The following is an 18,334-nucleotide window of genomic DNA, read 5'->3' on the forward strand; positions in this document are numbered from 1 at the left end:
GCGCGCGATTAGTCGGCAAGCCCGAGGTAGAGCAGGCCGGTGAGGAACAGCGGCACGATCGCCCAGCAGATGAACGCGGTGAGCAGCATGGTACGCACCAGCGCGCCGCCGCGGGTGAGCGAATAGGCGCCCTTCAATTGCTTGTAGATGTGCACAATTGCGGCGATCAGCGTCGCGATGATGATCCAGCCTGAGCCTGCACCCAGCGTGATCAGTAGCGCGGCGGTGATCGTCAGCAGCGACATGAAAGTCAGCGAATAGGTCGCGAACACCGAATGATCGTAGAAGCCGAAGCGTCGGCTCAACGGAAACAACAGCCACAGGAACGGCAGCGACAGCGGGATCAGCGCCCAGCTATATTTGTACCCGCTGCTCTTGAGCTTGTAGAGTAGCAGTTGCGGGTTCTCTTTGGCGTGAGCCCACTTCTGCTCCATCCAACCCTCGAAGCCCGATCCTAAGTTGCTGTGAAGTTTGACACCGGGCAATGCCCGTTGCGCGACGCCCATGTCGTGCACCGCGCTTTGCGCATCGGCGATCCGGCGCTCCAGCTTGGCGATCCGCGAAGCGTCAGGGTTGCTAGCGGCGCGCTCCTCAACCAGCTCTCCGCGCAGATGGGTTAGTTCGGTGATGACCTTGGTACGTTCTTGCCCGAGCCGCGATTGCAGTTCGGCGACGCCACCACCGTTCTTCAGGAATGCGCTGTCGCCGAAGTGGAACATCGGCAGTTGCGCGAGGATCGCGAACATGAGGAAGACCGAGAACAGGAACAGCGCAATCGGCGACACGAAGCGCGCGCGCTCGCCGGCCACGTAGCGCCGCGTCAGCGCGCCGGGGTGCAGCACCAGCATCGGCAGCGTGCGCCATGCCTTGCCCTCGAAATGGAACACGCCGTGGAGGACGTCGTGGAAGAACGCGCCCGCAGTACGGTGAACGTGCCCAGCCTGTCCGCAGCGGTGGCAATGCGCGTCGATCAGCGCGGTGCCGCAGTTGAGGCACAGGCCGTGCTCGAAATGATGAGCCGCCGCCTGCGCTCCGCTGCGTGGTTCGACCGCGTGCGCGATCAAGCCGCCGGTCACCACGTGCGCCACCAACTCACCCGCCATGTGCAAAGCCCCCGCTTTCGACGGCGATGGTAGCCGTAAGCGGCGTCGGCTCAAGCCCTCAATAGCGCGAGAGTTCGACCGGCAGCGAGCGATAGCCGTGGACGAAGCAGGCGGCGACGCGCGCGGGCTCGCCGACGACGTTCACGCGCATCCGCCTGGCCGCCATCTCCTCGAGCAGGATCGACACTTGCAACTCGGCGAGCCGTGCGCCGACGCAGCGATGGATGCCGTGCCCGAAGGCGAGGTGCCGTCGCGCGTTCGGGCGATCGACCTGGAACGCGTCGGCATTGTCGCCGAAAACGCTCTCGTCGCGGTTGGCGGAGATGTACCACATCACCACCTTGTCCCCCACGGCGATCCGCTGACCGTGGAGTTCGGTGTCGTCAGTCGCGGTGCGGCCCATGTGCGCGAGCGGGGTCTGCCAGCGGATGATCTCGCTGGTCGCGTTGCCGATCAGGCCCGTGTCGGCCTCCAGCTTGGCGCGTTCCTCGGGGAATTTGTCGAGCGCGTAGACGAGCCCGCTCATCGTGTTGCGCGTGGTGTCGTTGCCGCCGACGATCAGCAGGATGAGATTGCCCATGAACTCATTGGCATCCATCTGCCCCATCGCGTCGGAATGGATCATCATGCTGATCAGGTCGGGAGTCGGCTCGGCATTGATCTTGGCGTTCCACAGTCCCTGGAAATAGGCGCCCATCTCGTAGATCTTGCCCAACCGCTGCTCGCGCAGGGCCTCGTTCTTGATGATTTCGATGTCGCCGGCCCAGTCGGACCATTCGGTCAGCTTGCGCCGGTCGGCCCAGGGAAAGTCGAACAGGATCGCGAGCATCTGCGTCGTCAGCTCAATCGAGACGCGGTCGACCCAGTCGAATTGCTCGCCGTAGGGCAGCGCATCGAGGATCTCGGCGGTGCGGCGGCGGATGTCGCCGGTCATCCGCACCATCTCGCTCGGCGTGAAGGCGGGGGCGACCGTGCGCCGCTGCCCGGTGTGGATCGGGCGGTCGCGGCCGATGAACATTGGCATGCGCACTTCGCTGCCCTCGGGTGCGAACGGCGCGATGGTGAAGCCGCCGACCTCGGACGAGTAGAGGTCCGGCAGCGACTCGACCTCGACGATCGGCTTGTAGGTCGACACCGACCAATAGGGGCCGAACTCGGAATGCTCGACCTTGTGCACCGGTGCCTCGGCGCGGAGCCGACGGAACGGCTCGCCCCAGGTGTCGTCGCGGTACAGCTCGGGCCGGCTCACGTCGAACGGGTCGATCGCGGGTGCAGCCTCTCTCAACAGCGTGGCCATCGGGTCTCTCCTATTTCGTTGCGAGAGAAAACCTAACTGACACGCATGTCAACAGCGTTTCGTCACCTGCCGAACAGCCGCCGCCACGCAGGCTTGCTGCTGGCCGATTGCAGCACGCCGCGCCGGAACAGCCGCGCGCCGATGGTGATGAAGATCGTGACCCACAACAACTGCCACGCGAGCGCCGCGGCGTGCGGCCACAGCTCGGACCGGTTCGCGGCGTGCCCCGCCATCGCGAATGGCGAGGAGAGCGGGAACAGCTCGGCCACGGTCGCAATCCACGTGCCCGGGCGCGATGCGGCGGCGGAGGCGAGCCCGAACATACCGACCTGGATGACCGTGATCGGCAGCGACAGCATCTGGATCTCGCGCATCGTCGACGCTTGCGCACCTACCCCTAAGAACACCGCGCCGAGCAGCAGATAGGAGGTGGTGAAATAGGCCGCGAACAGGACGGCGAACCAGCCGAGCCCAACCGCGGGGACCAGCTGCGCGGCCTGTGCGCCCAGGTCGGCTGGCAGGAACTGCCCGATCTGGCTGACGACCGTGCCCCAGAAGGCGACGAACAACACGGCGACGCCGAACATGCCGAGCAGCTTGCCCAAAAACACCGACTCGAGCGGCACCGCGGCGGCGAGCACCTCGATCACCTTGTTGTTGCGCTCCTCCGCCATCGTGCCGACGACCTGGCCCGAGAGGAACAGCGTGAGGAAGAAGATACCGAATACCGCGAAGAAGGCGCTGGTCTTGCGCCCGCCGAGCGAGGGCGAGGAGACGCGCACCTGCTCGATCGTCGGCGTGGAGATGCGCGCGTCGCCGGTCGCGTGGCGGCGCAGCGCGACATCGGCGAGCGCGGACAGATAGCGCGCGTCGCGGCGGTTGTTCGCGGCGTAGAGGATCGTGGGGCGGTCGAGCGGTCCCTGCATCACCGCCGACACGTCGAAGTCGCGGCGCTCCAACTGGCCGCGGGGTTCGACCGGGTCGGTTACCACGACGATCGTCGGCGGGGCGGCATCGCGCGGGAAGGTCGCGCGCAGTTGCTCGTCGGCGGTGCGCACCAGCCGTGCCTCGGCGACCGGCATCACCAGCACCATGCGCTGCTTGTCGGACGACCCGTCCGCCGCATTCGCCGCGCCCAATCCGCCGATCGCGCCGAACGAGCTCATGATCAGCGGCGCGAACAGGAACAGCAGAAAGATCGGTGTGAACACGGTGGCAATGAAGTCGCGCCGCGCGATCGTCAGCGTCTGGCGCAGCTGGCGTCGAAATCTGCTCATCGTGCCGCCTCCGCCGCGTCGGCACCGACGATGCGGACGAACGCTTCGTGGAGCCCAGGACGCTCGATCGACAGGCCCGAGATGCCGTGCCCGGCGTCGATCAGATGCTTGAGCGTCTGCTCGATCCCATCCGCCGGCAGCGTAAAGCGCCAGCCTTCGCCATCGGCGCGCGCGTCGGCGGGCAGGGCGCGGGCGATGTCGGGGCCGGGATGATGCGGCACGTAATGGACCTGCTGCGGCAGCAGTGCGCGCGCTTCCTCGACGGTGCCTTCAAACCGCCGCTTGCCGCCCGCGATCACCGCGAGCCGGTCACACAGCCGCTGCGCATGCGCCATGATGTGAGTAGAGAACAGGATCGTCGCGCCGCGATCACGTTCGGCCAGGATCAATCGTTCGAGCCGTTCCTGGTTGACGGGATCGAGCCCGGAGAAGGGTTCGTCGAGCACGATCAGATCGGGCTGGTGGACGACCGAGCCGAGCAGCTGGACGAGTTGCGCCATGCCCTTCGACAATTTGCGGATCTTCTCGTCGGCGGCGTGGCCGAGCCCGGCGACCTCGAGCATCTCGCCCGCACGCGCGCGACCGGTGCGCCAGTCGAGCCCGCGTAGCGCCCCCATGAACGCGATCGCCTCGCGCGCCTTCATCGCTGGGTAGAGCCCGCGTTCCTCGGGCAGGTAGCCGATCTGGTCGCTCGCGTCCTGCGGCTGCGCATGGCCGAGCAGCGTGCGGTGCCCCTCATCGGGTTCGATGATGCCGAGCAGCATGCGCAGCGTCGTCGTCTTGCCCGCGCCGTTCGGCCCGAGCACGCCGTAGATGCTACCCGCGGGCACGGTCAGGTCGACGCCGTCGACCACGCGGCGATCGCCGAAGCGCTTGACCAATCCTTCGGCGGTGATCGCCCAATCCACGCTTCTGCCCCCGCCGTTCGGGCTTCGTGGTAGCGCGCCGTCGCGCCGGCCGGAAGCGCTACTTGCCGCCGTCGCGGCGGGAGAGGGCGGCGATGCAGCTCGCACGGTCGATCGGGCTGCCGTCGCGCTGGCGCGCGTCGACCCAGGTCACGCGCTGGTCGCCGCTGCCTTTCGGGTAGAGATAGGCGTCGAGCACGCAGATCGCGCTCTCGAACTGGAGCTTGCGCGCGGTGCCTTCGCGCACGTCGGCGTCGGGGTTGCCGAACAATCGTACCAGTCCCGCGGCATCCTGCCCGATGACGGGCAGGTTCGCCTGTGACGGCGCGCTGCTGAGCGCGGGCGGCGGGGGCAATCCTTGCGGACCGCAGGCGGCGAGGGCGGCGGGCAGGAGCGGGAAGAAGCGGCGGATCATGGTCGCGTCCTGTGGAACAGATGGGTCGCCATCGCCGCGCCGAGCACGGGGGCGAGCAGGTTAACCACCGGAACCACGAACAGCCCCGTTCCCGCAAGCCCCAGCACGAAGCGCCCGCCGGCATTCGCCGTGCGCCAGTCGCGCATCGCCGCACCCGGCAGATGCCGGCTCGCCACCATGTCGGTCAGGTCACGCCCGAGCAGCCACGCGTTGACCACGAAGAACGCCGCGGCGGTACCGATGCCGGTCACCAGGAGCGCGAGATAGACCGGCGTCATGACGAGGTTGACCAGCAGGAACCGCGCCGCCGACCAAAGCCCCATCCGCATCGACCGGTGCACCGGGACCGCACGCGCGCTCGCCAGCGCCGCCGGATAATGCCGCCGCTCGACCGCGGCGACCACGTCATCCGCCAACATCCCCACCACCAGCACCGCCACCGCGCGGAACAGCAGCCACAATGCGAGCAATGTCGCGACGCTCGCCGCCACGCCCGCCAGCGCGCCCTGGTAGCGCCATCCCGCTAGCGCCGCATCGAGCCCCCACCAGATCGCCGCGCCTAACGCGGCAAAGATCGCGAGCGTCACGCCCAGCGACTTGGCGAGCACGCGCCGGATCGCGGGATCGCCGAGTTGGGCGAGCGAGAGCAGCAGCGCGCGGACCATGACGCAAGGATCGCGGGCCGGGGTGCGCGCGTCAACGGTACATGGACGGCGGCGAGGGAGGATAGCTTTCAAGCGTTCAAGGAACCCGTCGCCCCAGATTTGATCCGGGGTCCTGCTAATGGTCGGGCGTCGAGGAGAAGCGGGACCCCGACTCAAGGCCGGGCTGACGGGAGGTTGCGTCCTGCCGGCGGCATCGACGGTTGCGACGGGCGGGCGCGTTGGCTACCGCGAACGCCATCTGCGCGAGCGATCCTTCCTGCCGCGCCCTGTTGGAGCATCCACTTGACCGAACCCCGTTACGACGTGGTCGCGATCGGCAACGCCATCGTCGACGTCCTCTCGCCCGCGACCGACGGCTTCGTCGCCGAGAACGGCATGACCAAGGGCGCGATGGCGCTGATGTTCTCGCCCGAGGAAGCCGACGCGCTCTACGCCAAGATGGGCCCGGGACAGGAAGTATCGGGTGGCTCGGCCGCCAACACGATCGCGGGAATGGCGGCACTCGGCAGCGAGTGCGCCTTCATCGGGCAGGTCGCCGACGATCAATTGGGTGAGGTGTTCGCGCACGACATCCACGCCGCGGGCATCCGCTTCGATGTGTCGGCGCGCGCGGGCCAGCCGACCACGGGGCGCTGCCTGATCTTCGTGACGCCCGACGGGCAGCGCACGATGAACACCTTCCTCGGCGCGTCGCACTATCTGCCCGCCGAGTCGATCGACGCCAGGCTGATCGAGGATGCGCGCTACCTGTACCTCGAAGGTTACCTGTGGGACCCGGAGGAGCCGCGCGCGGCGATGCGCGCCGCGATCGACATCGCGCGCAAGGCGGGTCGCAAGGTCGCCTTCACGCTGTCGGCGGAGTTCGTGATCGATCGCCACCGCGCCGCGTTCCAGGAGCTGATCGATCAGGGCCTGATCGATGTGCTGTTCGCCAACGAGGCGGAGATCGTGTTCCTGACGCAGGCCGCGGACGTCGACTCGGCGATCGCTGCCGTGTCGGGCAAGGTGCCGCTCGTCGTCGTGACGCTGAGCGAGCGCGGCGCGCTGGCGCAGGCGGGGACCGAGCGCGTGACGGTGCCCGCGCAGCCGATCGAGGCGGTGGTCGACACCACGGGTGCGGGCGATCTGTTCGCCGCCGGGTTCCTCCACGGTCAGGCGCGCGGGCAGACGCTCGAGCAGTCGCTGACGCTCGGCGCGGTGTGCGCGGCGGAGGTCATCAGCCACTTCGGCGCGCGGCCGATCGCCGACCTGAAGGAGCTCGCGCGGCAGGCGCTTTGACCGGACTACGCCGGTGACGGCGCTGCCGATCCACGCTGTTTTGCCCGATCTGCTCGCCGGGCTGCGTCGCGGCTCGTCGGCGGTGCTGGTGGCACCACCGGGGGCGGGCAAGACAACGGCGGTCGCGCCCGCGCTGTTGGCGGAGCCATGGCGCACCGGCGAGGTGCTGGTCACTTCCCCCCGTCGCCTGGCGGCGCGCGCCGCGGCCGAGCGGATGGCGGTGCTGGCGGACGAAGTGGTGGGGCGCACGTTCGGTTACGCGACGCGGCTCGACAGCAAGCGGTCGGCGGCGACGCGGGTGACGGTCGTGACCGAGGGCATCCTGACCGCGCGGTTGCAGGCCGACCCCGAACTGTCGGGCGTCTCGGCCATACTGTTCGACGAGGTGCACGAGCGCAGCCTGGAGGGCGATTTCGGCCTCGCGCTCGCGCTCGACGCGCAAGCCGGGTTGCGTCCCGACCTGCGGGTGGTCGCTATGTCAGCGACGCTCGACGGCGCGCGCTTTGCCGCGTTGATGGATGACGCGCCCGTCATCGAGAGCGAAGGCCGCAGCTATCCGCTGACGCTGCGCCACGTCGGTCGCGCGGGCGAGGTGCGGATCGAGCAGGCGATGGCCGGGGCAATCCGACAAGCGTTGGCGGAGGAGGAGGGCGGTGTGCTCGCCTTTCTGCCCGGCGTCGCCGAGATCGAGCGCACTGCAACGGCGCTCGGGGACGTGCCGGGCGTCAGGCTCCACCGCCTGCACGGCAGTCTCGACCCTGCGGCACAGCGCGCTGCGATCCGTGCCGAGCCGGATGGCGCACGCAAGCTGGTGCTCGCGACCTCGATCGCGGAGACGAGCCTGACGCTCGACGGCATCCGCGTCGTGGTTGATTCCGGGCTCGCGCGCCGCCCGCGTTACGACCGTGCGGCGGGGATGACGCGGCTGGTGACCGAGCGCGAGAGCCAGGCAGCGGCGACACAGCGCGCGGGGCGTGCGGCGCGGCAGGAGCGGGGGGTCGCCTACCGCTTGTGGGAGGAAGCGGCGACCGCGGGGATGCCGCGCTTCGATCCGCCCGAGATCCTCGAGGCCGATCTGTCGGCACTGCTGCTCGCCACCGCGATCTGGGGCGTCGCCGACCCGCGCGACCTGCGCTGGATCGATCCGCCGCCCGAGGCTGCGATCCAAGAGGCACGGGCTCGGCTGACGACGCTGGGCGCGCTGGGTGAGGACGGGCGTCCGACGCCGCACGGCCGGCAGATCGCGGCGATGCCAATGGCGCCGCGGCTCGCGCACATGCTGCTCGCCGCGCCCGACAGGCGGCTCGCCGCCGAGATCGCGGTGCTGTTGCAGGAGCGTGGGCTCGGCGGTCCCGACGCTGATCTGGAGGTGCGGCTGCGGCGCTGGCGCAGCGAGCGCGGGCAGAAGGCGGAAGGAGCGCGCAAGCTCGCGACGCGCTGGGCGACCTCGGCGGGAAAGGGGGAAGGTGAGGCGAGCATCGGCGCGACGCTGGCGCTGGGTTTCCCCGACCGCGTCTCGCGCCGCCGCGACGCGAGCGGCGAGCGCTGGGCGTCGGTCGGCGGGCGCGGTTTCCGGCTCGACGCGACCGCGTCGCTCGCGCGCGCCGAATGGCTCGCGGTGGCGGAAACGCAAGGGTCGGCAGCGGGCGCGCGCATCCTGTCCGCCGCGCCGCTGACGTTCGCCGAGGTCGAGACGCTGTTCGCCGACCGGATCGAGACGGTGCGAACCGCCACATTCGACCCTGCGACTGGCGGCGTGCAGCCGATCCGCGAGCGGCGGCTCGGCGCGATCCGGCTGTCGTCGGGCCCCGATACGCGCGCCGACAGCCAGGTGATTGCCGACGCGCTGGTGGAGGGCGTGCGCACCCACGGTGTCGCGCTGCTGCCGTGGGGCGAGGGCGCGACCGCGCTGCGCCAGCGCGCGGCCTTTGCCGGTGTGGCGCTCGACGACGCAACGCTGATCGAACGCCTCGACGACTGGCTGCCCGTGCTGCTCACTGGACGCCGCCGGCTCGACGCGATCCCGCCGGGGGCGCTCACCGACGCGCTCAGGAACCTGATCGGCTGGGATGCGCAGCGCCAGATCGACCGGCTCGCCCCCGCCGACTTCACCACGCCCGCGGGCAGCACCCACGCGATCGACTATGCCGCCGAAGCAGGCCCGACCGTAACCCTGCGCGTCCAGTCGCTGTTCGGGCTCGCCGAGCACCCGGTTGTCGGCGAGCGCCGCGTACCGCTCGTCCTGTCGCTCACCTCGCCCGCCGGCCGCCCGATCCAGACGACGCGCGATCTGCCCGGCTTCTGGCGCGGATCGTGGGTGGCCGTCGCGAAGGAGATGCGCGGGCGTTATCCCAAGCACCCCTGGCCCGACGATCCTGCTGCTGCCGCCGCGACCCTGCGGACCAAAAAGGCGGATGCGCGGAACGCCGGCGCGCGCTAGAGCATCTGTAAAGCATCAGACCGGTTCGAGAGTTTTCCAATGGCCAACGCCCGCATCTACCAGCGCCCTAAGAACGCCATGCAGTCCGGGCGCTTCGCCACGTCGCATTGGGTGCTCGAGTATGAGCCTGCCGAGCCGAAGCGTGCCGACCCGCTGACCGGCTGGGCGGGCAGCGGCGACGTGCGTGACCAGATCAAGCTCAACTTTCCCACCTGCGACGCTGCGGTCGCCTATGCCGAGGAACAGGGTATCGCCTATACGGTGATCCCGACGCCGACCAAGAAGCTCAAGCTCCAGAGTTACGCCGACAACTTCCGCTGATGCACGCGGCCGCCCCGGCGCTCAGGCCGGGCGAGCGCGTGCTGTGGCACGGTGTGCCGGAGCGGGGGCTGAGACTGGCGCGGCGCGATCTGCTGCTCATCCCATCCAGCCTGGTTTGGGTCGGGTTCGCCATCTTCTGGAACATCGGCGTCGCGCGCGGCCATGCGCCGCTGCCGTTTCGCCTGTTCGGTCTGGGTTTTCTGCTCGTCGACGTCTTCTTCCTGATCGGCCGGTTCGTGGTCGACGCCCTGCTGCGCGCACGCACGACCTACACGTTGACGGACCGACGCGCGTTGATCGTCCGGACGGGCGCCATGTCGCGGCATTCTTCGGTCGATCTACGCGCCGTCGCCGACCTGCACCTGTCGAGCGAACCAGGCGGGCTCGGCACATTGCGCTTCGGACCCGCCGCCCCGCTGCTCGGCTTCGGTACCAGCGGGATGAGCTTCTGGGTGCCTGCGCTCGATCCGACACCCCAGTTCGCGATGCTGCGCGACGCTGCCCGCGTGTTTGAGCTCGCGCTCGCCGCCCGCGACTAGGTTGGGGTGCTTGGGTCGGCGCGCTACAGCAGCGCGTCGGCGAGCAGCAGCAGCAACTTGACGTCGATCGCGACACCGGCGGCGCGCTTGGCAGCGACGAAGGCAGGAAGCTCGGCGCGGGGCACGAGGATAACCTCGATGTCTTCTCCCACGACACCGCCGCCGTCGCCCACCTTCTCGACGTCATGCGCGCGGACCAGCGTGAAGCCTTCGCTGGTCATGCCGGGCGAGGCGTAGAAGAAGCCGAGCTCTTCGATTGCACCGGCGCGGTAGCCGGTTTCCTCCTCCAATTCGCGCGCGGCGGCGCTGGCGACGCCTTCGCCCTCGGCGCCCGCGTGCTCTGGTTCGTCGCCAACCAGTCCGGCGGGCAGTTCGAGGCTGCGGCGGCCGAGCGGCACGCGGAACTGCTCCACCAGGATGACCTCGTTCGCGGGCGTGATGGCGAGGATCACCGCCGCCTCGATCCCGCCGCGGCGACCGACATATTCCCACCGCCCGCGGCGTACCGCGCGGATGAAGCGGCCTTCCCACATCACCTCGACGGCTTGGTTCATCTCGTCAGCGCTCATAATTCGATCACCCGATCCGGCAGTTCGTTGCGGTTGTCAGCAGTCTTTGGCAGCACCTGCGCCAGGATCGCGCCGATCGCCGCGACGGCGCCGACCAGCCCGTCTGCGATGCGGTTCGCGCGGATCGCGGCTACCAGCGTCGCCATCGTCGCGCCCCAGCGCTCGGGCGCGACCTGCGCGTGGACCGCCGCGTCGGCGACGATCTCCGCGCGGCGTTCGTCGAGCGAGAGGTAGAGCAACACGCCCTCGTGCCCCGCGGTGCGCCGCTCGGTGCCGACGCGGAAGGCGTCGAGCGCGCGACGGCGCACACGGCGCGCCTTGGTCGCGGCGGGCGTCAACGCGAGCCGCAGCGGTCGCCACGCGAGCAGCAGGCGCACGGCGAGGAAGGCGATGGTCTGCGCGATCAGCAGCGTGAACAGCGTCGCGGCGACGCCCGCCTCATGTTCCCAGCCGTTGTCGAACGGCGTCAGCCAGTCGGGCCGGATCGCACCCGCCGCCGTCACCGCCAGCACCGCGGCCAGCGCAAAGTGGAGCGCGACATCGTGATAGGCGTCCGACCGGCGCGCGACGATCGTCACGATCTCGCCGTTGGTGGTCGCCTCCGCCGCGATGACGGCTGCCGCGATGGCCTCGTGTTCGGCCTTGGTCAGCGTGGGGTGCGCCATCACCAGCTCCCGCTCGCGCCGCCGCCGCCGAACGACCCGCCGCCACCCGAGAAGCCGCCACTGCCACCGCCGAAGCCACCGCTACCGCCACCCCAGCCGCCGCCACCGCCGAGCCCAGGACCCCAGATCACGACCGGGGGCACGAAGCCGCCTCGGCGCGAACGGCGCCTGCCGCCGCCTCCGCTGCCACTGTCGTCATCGTCGTCGCCGCGAAAGCGCCGGCCTCCCGCACGCCGGAAGATCGACGGTACGACGAAGAACAGCACCACCATGATCCAGAAGCCCGCGATCAGCAGGCTGCGATCGTCACCGCCCGCGCCGGTACGCTTGGCGGCCGCAGCCTTGGCGCGTTGCTCGGCAGCCTCCAACGGCAGCTTCAACTGCTCGGCGATCGCACTCGCGCCCGCGACGATGCCACCCGCCATGTCGCCGTCGCGGAAGCGCGGCAGGATCGTCTGGTTGATGATCACGCTCGATAGCGCGTCGGTGACAATCGGCTCCAGCCCGTAACCGACCTCGATCCTGACCTTGCGCTCCTTGGGCGCGACCAGCAGGATCACGCCGTTGTTGGCGTCCTTCTGCCCCAGCCCCCAGGCGCGGCCGAGGCGATAGCCGTAATCCTCGATTGCATAGCCTTGCAGGTCGGGGGTCGTCGCGACGACGAGCTGCCGCGTCGACGCCTGCTCCACCCCGGCGCTCAATTGCGTCAGTTGCTGCACCTGCTCGGGCGAGAGCAGGTGCGCCGCATCGACGACACGGCCGGTCAGCTTGGGAAAGGTCTGCGCTGCCGCCGGCCACGCGAGCGCGACCAGCAGCAGCGTGAGGAGCGAGCGGAACAGGCGCGTCATCGCCGCGTCAGGCGCCGAAGTTCACCGTTGGCGCGGTCTGCGCGTTGGGCGTGGTCGCCTGGAACGGCACCATCGGCTTCGCGCCGTAGAACACCTTTGCGCCGACCGCGTCGGGGAAGGTGCGGATGCGCGTGTTATAATCCTGCACCGCGCCGTTATAGTCGCGCCGCGCGATCGTGATGCGGTTCTCCGTCCCCTCCAGTTGCGATTGCAATGCCATGAAATTGGCGTTGCTCTTGAGGTCGGGATAGGCCTCCTGCAACGGGCGCAGCTGGTTGAGCGCGACGCTCAGCCCGTTCTGCGCATTGGCGAATTGTTGTACCTTGGCCGGGTCGGTCAAATCGTCGCCCGACAGTTGGACGCGGCCGGCATTGGCGCGCGCCTCGGTCACGCGGGTCAGCACGTCCGATTCCTGCTTGGCATAACCTTTCACGGTCGCGACCAGGTTGGGGATCAGGTCGGCGCGGCGCTGATATTCGTTCTGCACGTCGGCCCAGCGCGCCTTGGCGGTTTCCTCCGCGGTCGGCACGCTGTTGAGCCCGCACGCGGCGAGCGGAAGCGCGATCAGCGCGGCGGCAACGGCACGGTTGGTCATCGTCGAACGGTCTCCACCAAGTCTGTGTCAGCGGCATAGAACACTTGATCCGCCACGCGAAGAGGGGAACGGTGGCGGCTGGGCGTATAGGCAGGGAGTGACAAGCGATGCTCAAGGATTTTCGTACGTTCATCGCGCGCGGCAACGTGCTCGACCTCGCGGTCGGGGTCATCATCGGTGGCGCGTTCGCGACCATCACCAAGTCGTTGACCGACGACATCATCATGCCGGTGGTCGGCGCAATTTTTGGCGGGTTCGACTTTTCGAGCTATTTCGTGCGGCTCGGACCAGTTCCGGCGACCTACAAAGGCTCACCCGACAGCTACGCGCAGTTGAAGGCGGCGGGGGTGCCGCTGTTCGGTTACGGCGAGTTCGTGACGGTCGTGATCAACTTCGTCATTCTCGCCTTCATCGTGTTCCTGATGATGCGCAGCGTGAACAAGCTGATCGCGCGGCTGGAGCATGAAAAGGCGAGCGGGCAGGCGGAGCCCGCGGCCGATCCGGCCGAGGTCGTGCTGTTGCGCGAGATCCGCGACGAGTTGAAGGCGCGCGGCACCATTCCGCCGGTCGCCTGATAGACGAAGGGCCGGAGGATCGCTCCCCCGGCCCCGTCGTCGAAGCTTCGGCGGCGTATCAGTGGCCGCCCGCAGTCGCCTCGTGCGTGACGACGACCCCGCGACCCAGGTGGCTCGTCTTGCGGCTGTAGGCGTAATAAACGACCAGCCCGATCGCGCCCCAGACGAAGAACACTAGCATCGCCTGCCACGGCAGGTTGACGAACAGAAAGATGCAGCCCGCGATCGTCAGCGGCCCGACCAGCCACAAGGCGGGGGTGCGGAACGAGCGCTTGGCATTCGGCTGCTGCCGACGAAGCAGCATCACGTTGATCGCGACCATCATGAAGGCGTAGAGCGTGCCCGCATTGGCCCAATCCGCGAGCTGTCCGACGGGCAGGAACGCCGCCGCGATCGCGACCGCGATGCCGGTCAGCGCCGTCACGATATGCGGCGTCTTCCACTTGGGGTGAACGCGGCTCAGTACCTCGGGCAGGAGGCCGTCGCGGCTCATCACGAAGAAGATGCGCGTTTGCCCGAACAGTAGAATCAGGATCACCGAGGGCAGCGCGATATTGGCCGCGATGCCGAGCAGATTGCCGATCGAGCCGAAGCCGATCACGCGCAGCACGTGCGCCAGCGCCTCGTTCGAGCAGACCAAAGCGTCGCGATATTGCGGCAGCGCGCACTGACGTGCGAGTTCGGGCGAGCCGGCCTCGAGCGGCATGTTGGTTAGCGCGTTCATCACCGGCTGGCCGCCGATCGCGCCGATCGCGCCCGCCGACACGACGATATAGAAGACGGTGCAGATCAGCAGCGATCCGATCAGCCCGATCGGCACGTTGCGCTGCGGGTTCTTGGTCTCCTCCGCCGCGGTCGAGACCGCGTCGAAACCGACATAAGCGAAGAAGATCGTCGCCGCCGCGCCGACGGCACCCACCCCGGTGCCGAGCCCGCCGAACACGCCCGCGGGCAGGAATGGACTGTAATTGGCGGTGTCGATCTTCGGCAGCGTCAGCGTGCAGAAGATGACCAGCGCAACGACCTTGATCGCGACCAGGATCGCGTTGACCTTCGCGCTCTCCGAGGTGCCCACCATCAGCAGCCACGTCATCAGCAGCGAGATGAACACCGCGGGCAGGTTGACCAGGCCACCCGGCGCACCGCCGAGTGCGAGCGGTCCCGCGCTCGCCCAGGCAGGCAAATGGATGCCGAGGAATTGCTGCAGGATCGTGCCGTTGAAATAACCCGACCAACTGACCGCCACCGCGCTCGCCGCGACCGCATATTCGAGGATCAGCGCCCAGCCGACCGTCCAGGCGACCGTTTCACCGATCGTCGTGTAGCTGTAGGTATAGGCGCTGCCCGCGACCGGGATCATCGCCGCGATCTCGGCGTAGCAGAGCGCCGCCACAATGCAGATCGCGCCCGCGATTGCGAAGGCGAGCATCAGCCCCGGTCCCGCCTTCTGCGCGCCAACCGCCGTCAGCACGAAGATGCCGCCGCCGATCACGCAGCCGATGCCGAACAGCATGAGCTGGAACCAACCCAGCGTACGGCTGAGCGACTTCTCCTCCGCCGTCGCCAGAATGGCGTCCAATGGTTTGATGCGTTCGAAAATCATGAAATGCTAATCCCCTCCCGGCGGGACCTCGAAAGCGGGGAGCCTAGCGACCTCTCCCGCGGTGGCAATAGCGCGGCGTTAACGCTGGCTGTCGTTCTCGACCAGCATCGGGCCGAGCGCGCGACCGGCGAGGATGTGGACGTGAAGGTGCGGCACCTCCGCATGGGCATCCCGCCCGATGTTGGCGATCAGGCGATAGCCGCCCGCGACCAGCCCCGCCTCGCGCGCGACATGGCCGATTGCGCGGGTGAAGCCGGCGATCTCCGCGTCCGACGCACGTTCGCTGAAATCGTCCCAACTGACGTAAGCCCCGCGCGGCACCGCGAGCAGGTGCGTCGGTGCCCAAGGCGCGATGTCGCGGAACACGACCGCGTAATCGTCCTCGTACACGCGCGACGACGGGATCTCGCCTCGCAGCAGCCGCGCAAAGATGTTGGTGTCGTCGTAAGGTTGGGTCGCGTCGACGGTCATGATGCAACTCCTCTCGTCAGGTCAGGGGCGGAACGACAGCGGGAGCCCGGCGGGCGTGCGCGCGGCCTTCTCGTCCAGCCCGCCTAGCCCTTCGCGCTTGGCGAGTTCCATCCGCACGTCGCCCAGGCTGAGGCCAGCGTCGGCGAGCAGCACGAGCAGGTGGTAGAGGAGGTCGGCTGCCTCCGGCACGATCGCGTGCGGATTGTCGCCCATCGCGGCGATGATCGTCTCGGTAGCTTCCTCGCCTAGCTTCTGCGCGATGCGGGCGCGGCCTTTCTGGAACAAGGATGCGGTATAGGAGGCGCCTGCGTCGGCGCTTTTTCGCTCAGCGATCGTCGCCTGGAGGCGATCGAGGATGTCGTCGGCCATGCGGCGCGCGGTGCCCCGCGCAGGCGCTCCGGTCAATCCTTCCGCGACGCGGCACGTTTCCTCAACGCGCGGCGGGTGAGCCACACCGCAACGACCGCGAACACGAACAACGCCACGTCTGACAGCTCGGGTGCGGTGCGCTGGTGCGGTTGCCCATCGTGTCCGTTCGCCGCGAGCAGCAGCGGTAGGGCGAGCAGCAGGCAGGCGAGGGGATGTTTGATCATCGCTGGCGCTCCTAGCACGCCTTCGTCACCAGAAGGTTGGCACCGGGTATGCGCAAGCGGGACCCGTGTCAGTGCGATCGCACCACGACGCCTGCGGCAGCGAGTGCTGCGTGCGCGTCGGCGATCGTCGCCTCGCCGAAGTGGAAGATCGAGGCGGCGAGCACCGCCGAGGCATGGCCCTGGGTAACCCCCGCGACGAGATCGTCGAGCGTGCCGACCCCGCCCGAGGCGACCACCGGCACGCTCGTTCGGTCGGCGATCGCGCGCACGAGGTCGAGGTCGTAGCCACCGCGGGTGCCGTCGCGGTCCATCGAGGTGACGAGCAACTCGCCCGCGCCCAGCTCGGCGAGGCGCAGCGCGTGTGCGACCGCGTCGATGCCGGTCGCGCGGCGCCCGCCGTGGGTGAATACCTCCCAGCCGCCGTCGACGCGGCGCGCGTCGATGCTGGCGACGCAGCATTGCGCGCCGAACCGCTCGGCGATGTCGGCGACGACCTCGGGTCGTGACACGGCGGCGGAGTTGACCGCCACCTTGTCGGCTCCGGCAAGCAGCAGCGCGCGCGCGTCGTCCGCGGTGCGCACGCCTCCGCCGACCGTCAGCGGCATGAAGCAGACCGCGGCGGTGCGGCTGACCACGTCGAGGATCGTGCCGCGCGCCTCGTGGCTGGCGGTGATGTCGAGGAAGCACAGCTCGTCCGCGCCGGCCGCGTCATAGGCGCGCGCCTGTTCCACCGGATCGCCAGCGTCGATCAGATCGACGAAGTTGACGCCCTTGACCACGCGGCCGTTCGCGACGTCGAGGCAGGGGATGACGCGGGCGCGGACGGTCATGCGGCGGCGGCGACGCTTAGGGCGGCGGCGAGTTCGAGCCGCCCGTCGTAGAGCGCGCGGCCGGTGATGACGCCTTCGACGCCGTCGCGCACGTGGAGTGCGAGGACGTGGATGTCGCCGATGCCTTTCACGCCGCCCGATGCGATAACGGGAATGTCGACCGCGCGGGCGAGGTCGACGGTCGCCTCGACGTTGCAGCCCTTGAGCATGCCGTCGCGCCCGACGTCGGTGAACAGGACCGCGGCGACGCCCGCATCCTCGAACCGGCGCGCGAGGTCGGTCGCCGAGACGGTCGACACGTCGGCCCAGCCTTTCGTCGCTACCATGCCGTCCTTCGCATCGACCGCGACGACGATGCCGCCGGGATAGTCGCGCGCCATGTCGCGAACGAACTCGGGATTCTCGAGCGCGGCGGTGCCGATCACGACGCGCGACACGCCAAGGTCGAACCACGCCGCGACCGCCTCGGGGGTGCGGATGCCGCCGCCGAGTTGGACGTGGCCGGGGAAGGTCGAGACGATGCTGCGCACCGCGTCGCCGTTGACGCTTTCACCGGCAAAGGCGCCGTCGAGGTCGACAACGTGGAGGTGCTGCGCGCCCGCGTCGGCGAACTTGGCGGCCTGCGCCGCGGGGTCGTCGCCGTAGACGGTGGCGCGCGCCATGTCGCCTTCGGCCAAGCGGACGACCTGACCGGCTTTCAGGTCAATGGCGGGGAAAACGATAAGGCTCATGGACGCCACTTCAGAAAACGGTCGAGCAGCGCCAGCCCGTAATGCTGGCTCTTCTCGGGGTGGAATTGCACGCCGACCATGTTGTCGCGCGCGACCGCGGCGGTGACCGGGCCGGCATGGTCGGTGGTGGCGACGACGTCGGCGTCTTCGCCCTGGAAGGCGAAGCTGTGCAGGAAGTACGCTTCGCCCGGTACAATCAGCGGGTGGGGGCGCGTCGGCACGACGTCGTTCCACCCCATGTGCGGCACCTTGGCATCGGTGCCGGCGGCGTCGATCAGCCGCACGCGACCGCGGACCCAGCCCAGGCCGGCGTGGGTGCCGAGCTCCTCGCCCGCTTCCGCCATCAACTGCATCCCGACGCAGATGCCGAGAAACGGTGTGCCTTCATGACGCACGCGCTGTTCCAGCGCCTCGACCATCCCGGGCACGCTGCGCAGCGCGTGCGCGCACGACCCGAATGCGCCGACGCCGGGCAACACGATGCGGTCGGCGCGCGCGACCACGTCGGCGTCGGCGGTGACCGTCAGGTCCACGCAGCCTGCCGCGCGCAGCGCATTCTCGACCGAGTGGAGGTTGCCCGCGCCGTAATCGATCAGCGCGAGCGTCATGCCGGC

At 69.0% G+C, this 18,334-nt stretch carries 22 protein-coding genes; 5 read left to right on the forward strand and 17 right to left on the reverse strand.

The window, feature by feature from the left end; translation table 11 throughout:
- Window positions 1-8 precede the first annotated feature (8 nt).
- The 6 genes from HRV97_RS06230 to HRV97_RS06255 form a co-directional block, all read right to left on the reverse strand.
- Complete coding sequence (locus tag HRV97_RS06230; RefSeq protein WP_174193087.1) at window positions 9-1,103, reverse strand: DUF3667 domain-containing protein; 1,095 nt, start codon at window positions 1,101-1,103, stop codon at window positions 9-11.
- A gap of 58 nt (window positions 1,104-1,161) precedes the next feature.
- Window positions 1,162-2,400 carry a cytochrome P450 gene (locus tag HRV97_RS06235; RefSeq protein ID WP_174193088.1) on the reverse strand — a complete coding sequence of 413 codons (1,239 nt, stop codon included), beginning with the start codon at window positions 2,398-2,400 and terminating at the stop codon, window positions 1,162-1,164.
- A gap of 62 nt (window positions 2,401-2,462) precedes the next feature.
- Window positions 2,463-3,677: an ABC transporter permease gene (locus HRV97_RS06240; protein ID WP_174193089.1), complete on the reverse strand. Its 1,215-nt coding sequence runs from the start codon at window positions 3,675-3,677 to the stop codon at window positions 2,463-2,465.
- The gene (locus tag HRV97_RS06245) at window positions 3,674-4,585 is read right to left on the reverse strand and encodes an ATP-binding cassette domain-containing protein (protein ID WP_174193090.1); all 912 of its coding nucleotides are present in this window, start codon (window positions 4,583-4,585) and stop codon (window positions 3,674-3,676) included. Before HRV97_RS06245 ends, HRV97_RS06240 begins: the two co-directional genes overlap by 4 nt.
- Before the next feature lie 58 nt (window positions 4,586-4,643).
- Window positions 4,644-4,997 carry a hypothetical protein gene (locus HRV97_RS06250; RefSeq protein ID WP_174193091.1) on the reverse strand — a complete coding sequence of 118 codons (354 nt, stop codon included), beginning with the start codon at window positions 4,995-4,997 and terminating at the stop codon, window positions 4,644-4,646.
- Window positions 4,994-5,662: an EI24 domain-containing protein gene (locus tag HRV97_RS06255; RefSeq protein WP_174193092.1), complete on the reverse strand. Its 669-nt coding sequence runs from the start codon at window positions 5,660-5,662 to the stop codon at window positions 4,994-4,996. Before HRV97_RS06255 ends, HRV97_RS06250 begins: the two co-directional genes overlap by 4 nt.
- A 282-nt stretch (window positions 5,663-5,944) precedes the next feature.
- On the opposite strand from HRV97_RS06255, the gene HRV97_RS06260 reads away from it, so the two are divergent.
- Genes HRV97_RS06260 through HRV97_RS06275 form a run of 4 tightly spaced genes read left to right on the forward strand, consistent with a single transcriptional unit; the run spans window position 5,945 to window position 10,240 of the window.
- Complete coding sequence (locus tag HRV97_RS06260; RefSeq protein WP_174193094.1) at window positions 5,945-6,940, forward strand: adenosine kinase; 996 nt, start codon at window positions 5,945-5,947, stop codon at window positions 6,938-6,940.
- Window positions 6,941-6,953: 13 nt separating this feature from the next.
- Window positions 6,954-9,380 (forward strand): ATP-dependent helicase HrpB, encoded by a 2,427-nt coding sequence (gene hrpB, locus HRV97_RS06265; RefSeq protein WP_174193097.1) that lies wholly within the window; start codon window positions 6,954-6,956, stop codon window positions 9,378-9,380.
- Window positions 9,381-9,419: 39 nt separating this feature from the next.
- Window positions 9,420-9,701: an ETC complex I subunit gene (locus HRV97_RS06270; RefSeq protein ID WP_174193099.1), complete on the forward strand. Its 282-nt coding sequence runs from the start codon at window positions 9,420-9,422 to the stop codon at window positions 9,699-9,701.
- Window positions 9,701-10,240: a PH domain-containing protein gene (locus HRV97_RS06275; RefSeq protein WP_174193101.1), complete on the forward strand. Its 540-nt coding sequence runs from the start codon at window positions 9,701-9,703 to the stop codon at window positions 10,238-10,240. The genes HRV97_RS06270 and HRV97_RS06275 overlap by 1 nt, the downstream gene beginning before the upstream one ends.
- Window positions 10,241-10,263: 23 nt before the next feature.
- Here the strand turns inward: HRV97_RS06275 and HRV97_RS06280 are convergent, their stop codons facing one another.
- The 4 genes from HRV97_RS06280 to HRV97_RS06295 are packed head-to-tail and all read right to left on the reverse strand — an operon-like array spanning window position 10,264 to window position 12,917.
- Complete coding sequence (locus tag HRV97_RS06280) at window positions 10,264-10,809, reverse strand: NUDIX hydrolase (protein ID WP_174193103.1); 546 nt, start codon at window positions 10,807-10,809, stop codon at window positions 10,264-10,266.
- On the reverse strand, window positions 10,806-11,474 hold the full coding sequence (locus HRV97_RS06285; protein WP_174193105.1) for a TPM domain-containing protein: 669 nt from the start codon (window positions 11,472-11,474) through the stop codon (window positions 10,806-10,808). Before HRV97_RS06285 ends, HRV97_RS06280 begins: the two co-directional genes overlap by 4 nt.
- Window positions 11,474-12,322: a TPM domain-containing protein gene (locus HRV97_RS06290; RefSeq protein WP_174193107.1), complete on the reverse strand. Its 849-nt coding sequence runs from the start codon at window positions 12,320-12,322 to the stop codon at window positions 11,474-11,476. Before HRV97_RS06290 ends, HRV97_RS06285 begins: the two co-directional genes overlap by 1 nt.
- 7 nt (window positions 12,323-12,329) lie before the next feature.
- Window positions 12,330-12,917 (reverse strand): LemA family protein, encoded by a 588-nt coding sequence (locus tag HRV97_RS06295; protein WP_174193109.1) that lies wholly within the window; start codon window positions 12,915-12,917, stop codon window positions 12,330-12,332.
- Between the two features lie 107 nt (window positions 12,918-13,024).
- Here HRV97_RS06295 and mscL point away from each other — a divergent pair, with 107 nt between their 5' ends.
- Entirely contained in the window at window positions 13,025-13,492 is a 468-nt protein-coding gene (gene mscL, locus HRV97_RS06300; protein ID WP_174193111.1) for a large conductance mechanosensitive channel protein MscL, read from the forward strand.
- A gap of 58 nt (window positions 13,493-13,550) precedes the next feature.
- On the opposite strand, the gene HRV97_RS06305 is transcribed toward mscL, so the two are convergent.
- The 7 genes from HRV97_RS06305 to hisH form a co-directional block, all read right to left on the reverse strand.
- The gene (locus HRV97_RS06305) at window positions 13,551-15,095 is read right to left on the reverse strand and encodes an amino acid permease (RefSeq protein ID WP_174193113.1); all 1,545 of its coding nucleotides are present in this window, start codon (window positions 15,093-15,095) and stop codon (window positions 13,551-13,553) included.
- 78 nt (window positions 15,096-15,173) lie between these two features.
- Complete coding sequence (locus tag HRV97_RS06310; protein WP_174193115.1) at window positions 15,174-15,566, reverse strand: HIT domain-containing protein; 393 nt, start codon at window positions 15,564-15,566, stop codon at window positions 15,174-15,176.
- A gap of 21 nt (window positions 15,567-15,587) precedes the next feature.
- A complete protein-coding gene (locus tag HRV97_RS06315; RefSeq protein WP_174193117.1) occupies window positions 15,588-15,935 on the reverse strand; it encodes a phosphoribosyl-ATP diphosphatase in 348 nt (115 codons plus the stop codon).
- Between the two features lie 32 nt (window positions 15,936-15,967).
- Window positions 15,968-16,159, reverse strand: a complete 192-nt coding sequence (locus HRV97_RS06320; protein WP_174193119.1) for a hypothetical protein — start codon at window positions 16,157-16,159, stop codon at window positions 15,968-15,970.
- A 68-nt stretch (window positions 16,160-16,227) separates the two neighbouring features.
- Window positions 16,228-16,989, reverse strand: a complete 762-nt coding sequence (gene hisF, locus HRV97_RS06325; protein ID WP_174193121.1) for an imidazole glycerol phosphate synthase subunit HisF — start codon at window positions 16,987-16,989, stop codon at window positions 16,228-16,230.
- Window positions 16,986-17,720: a 1-(5-phosphoribosyl)-5-[(5-phosphoribosylamino)methylideneamino]imidazole-4-carboxamide isomerase gene (hisA, locus tag HRV97_RS06330; RefSeq protein ID WP_174193123.1), complete on the reverse strand. Its 735-nt coding sequence runs from the start codon at window positions 17,718-17,720 to the stop codon at window positions 16,986-16,988. The genes hisF and hisA overlap by 4 nt, the downstream gene beginning before the upstream one ends.
- A complete protein-coding gene (gene hisH, locus HRV97_RS06335) occupies window positions 17,717-18,328 on the reverse strand; it encodes an imidazole glycerol phosphate synthase subunit HisH (protein ID WP_174193125.1) in 612 nt (203 codons plus the stop codon). Before hisH ends, hisA begins: the two co-directional genes overlap by 4 nt.
- Window positions 18,329-18,334 lie beyond the last annotated feature (6 nt).

The sequence above is a fragment of the Sphingomonas hominis genome (assembly GCF_013328205.1).
GTDB classification, from domain to species: domain Bacteria; phylum Pseudomonadota; class Alphaproteobacteria; order Sphingomonadales; family Sphingomonadaceae; genus Sphingomonas; species Sphingomonas hominis.

Excerpts from the sequence above, each read along its gene's own strand:
- HRV97_RS06230 (WP_174193087.1), bottom strand. The coding sequence starts at position 1,103 with ATGGCGGGTGAGTTGGTGGCGCACGTGGTGACCGGCGGCTTGATCGCG.
- HRV97_RS06235 (WP_174193088.1), bottom strand. The coding sequence starts at position 2,400 with ATGGCCACGCTGTTGAGAGAGGCTGCACCCGCGATCGACCCGTTCGAC.
- HRV97_RS06240 (WP_174193089.1), bottom strand. The coding sequence starts at position 3,677 with ATGAGCAGATTTCGACGCCAGCTGCGCCAGACGCTGACGATCGCGCGG.
- HRV97_RS06250 (WP_174193091.1), bottom strand. The coding sequence starts at position 4,997 with ATGATCCGCCGCTTCTTCCCGCTCCTGCCCGCCGCCCTCGCCGCCTGC.
- HRV97_RS06255 (WP_174193092.1), bottom strand. The coding sequence starts at position 5,662 with ATGGTCCGCGCGCTGCTGCTCTCGCTCGCCCAACTCGGCGATCCCGCG.
- HRV97_RS06270 (WP_174193099.1), top strand. The coding sequence starts at position 9,420 with ATGGCCAACGCCCGCATCTACCAGCGCCCTAAGAACGCCATGCAGTCC.
- HRV97_RS06275 (WP_174193101.1), top strand. The coding sequence starts at position 9,701 with ATGCACGCGGCCGCCCCGGCGCTCAGGCCGGGCGAGCGCGTGCTGTGG.
- HRV97_RS06280 (WP_174193103.1), bottom strand. The coding sequence starts at position 10,809 with ATGAGCGCTGACGAGATGAACCAAGCCGTCGAGGTGATGTGGGAAGGC.
- HRV97_RS06285 (WP_174193105.1), bottom strand. The coding sequence starts at position 11,474 with ATGGCGCACCCCACGCTGACCAAGGCCGAACACGAGGCCATCGCGGCA.
- HRV97_RS06290 (WP_174193107.1), bottom strand. The coding sequence starts at position 12,322 with ATGACGCGCCTGTTCCGCTCGCTCCTCACGCTGCTGCTGGTCGCGCTC.
- HRV97_RS06295 (WP_174193109.1), bottom strand. The coding sequence starts at position 12,917 with ATGACCAACCGTGCCGTTGCCGCCGCGCTGATCGCGCTTCCGCTCGCC.
- mscL (WP_174193111.1), top strand. The coding sequence starts at position 13,025 with ATGCTCAAGGATTTTCGTACGTTCATCGCGCGCGGCAACGTGCTCGAC.
- HRV97_RS06305 (WP_174193113.1), bottom strand. The coding sequence starts at position 15,095 with ATGATTTTCGAACGCATCAAACCATTGGACGCCATTCTGGCGACGGCG.
- HRV97_RS06310 (WP_174193115.1), bottom strand. The coding sequence starts at position 15,566 with ATGACCGTCGACGCGACCCAACCTTACGACGACACCAACATCTTTGCG.
- HRV97_RS06315 (WP_174193117.1), bottom strand. The coding sequence starts at position 15,935 with ATGGCCGACGACATCCTCGATCGCCTCCAGGCGACGATCGCTGAGCGA.
- HRV97_RS06320 (WP_174193119.1), bottom strand. The coding sequence starts at position 16,159 with ATGATCAAACATCCCCTCGCCTGCCTGCTGCTCGCCCTACCGCTGCTG.
- hisF (WP_174193121.1), bottom strand. The coding sequence starts at position 16,989 with ATGACCGTCCGCGCCCGCGTCATCCCCTGCCTCGACGTCGCGAACGGC.
- hisA (WP_174193123.1), bottom strand. The coding sequence starts at position 17,720 with ATGAGCCTTATCGTTTTCCCCGCCATTGACCTGAAAGCCGGTCAGGTC.
- hisH (WP_174193125.1), bottom strand. The coding sequence starts at position 18,328 with ATGACGCTCGCGCTGATCGATTACGGCGCGGGCAACCTCCACTCGGTC.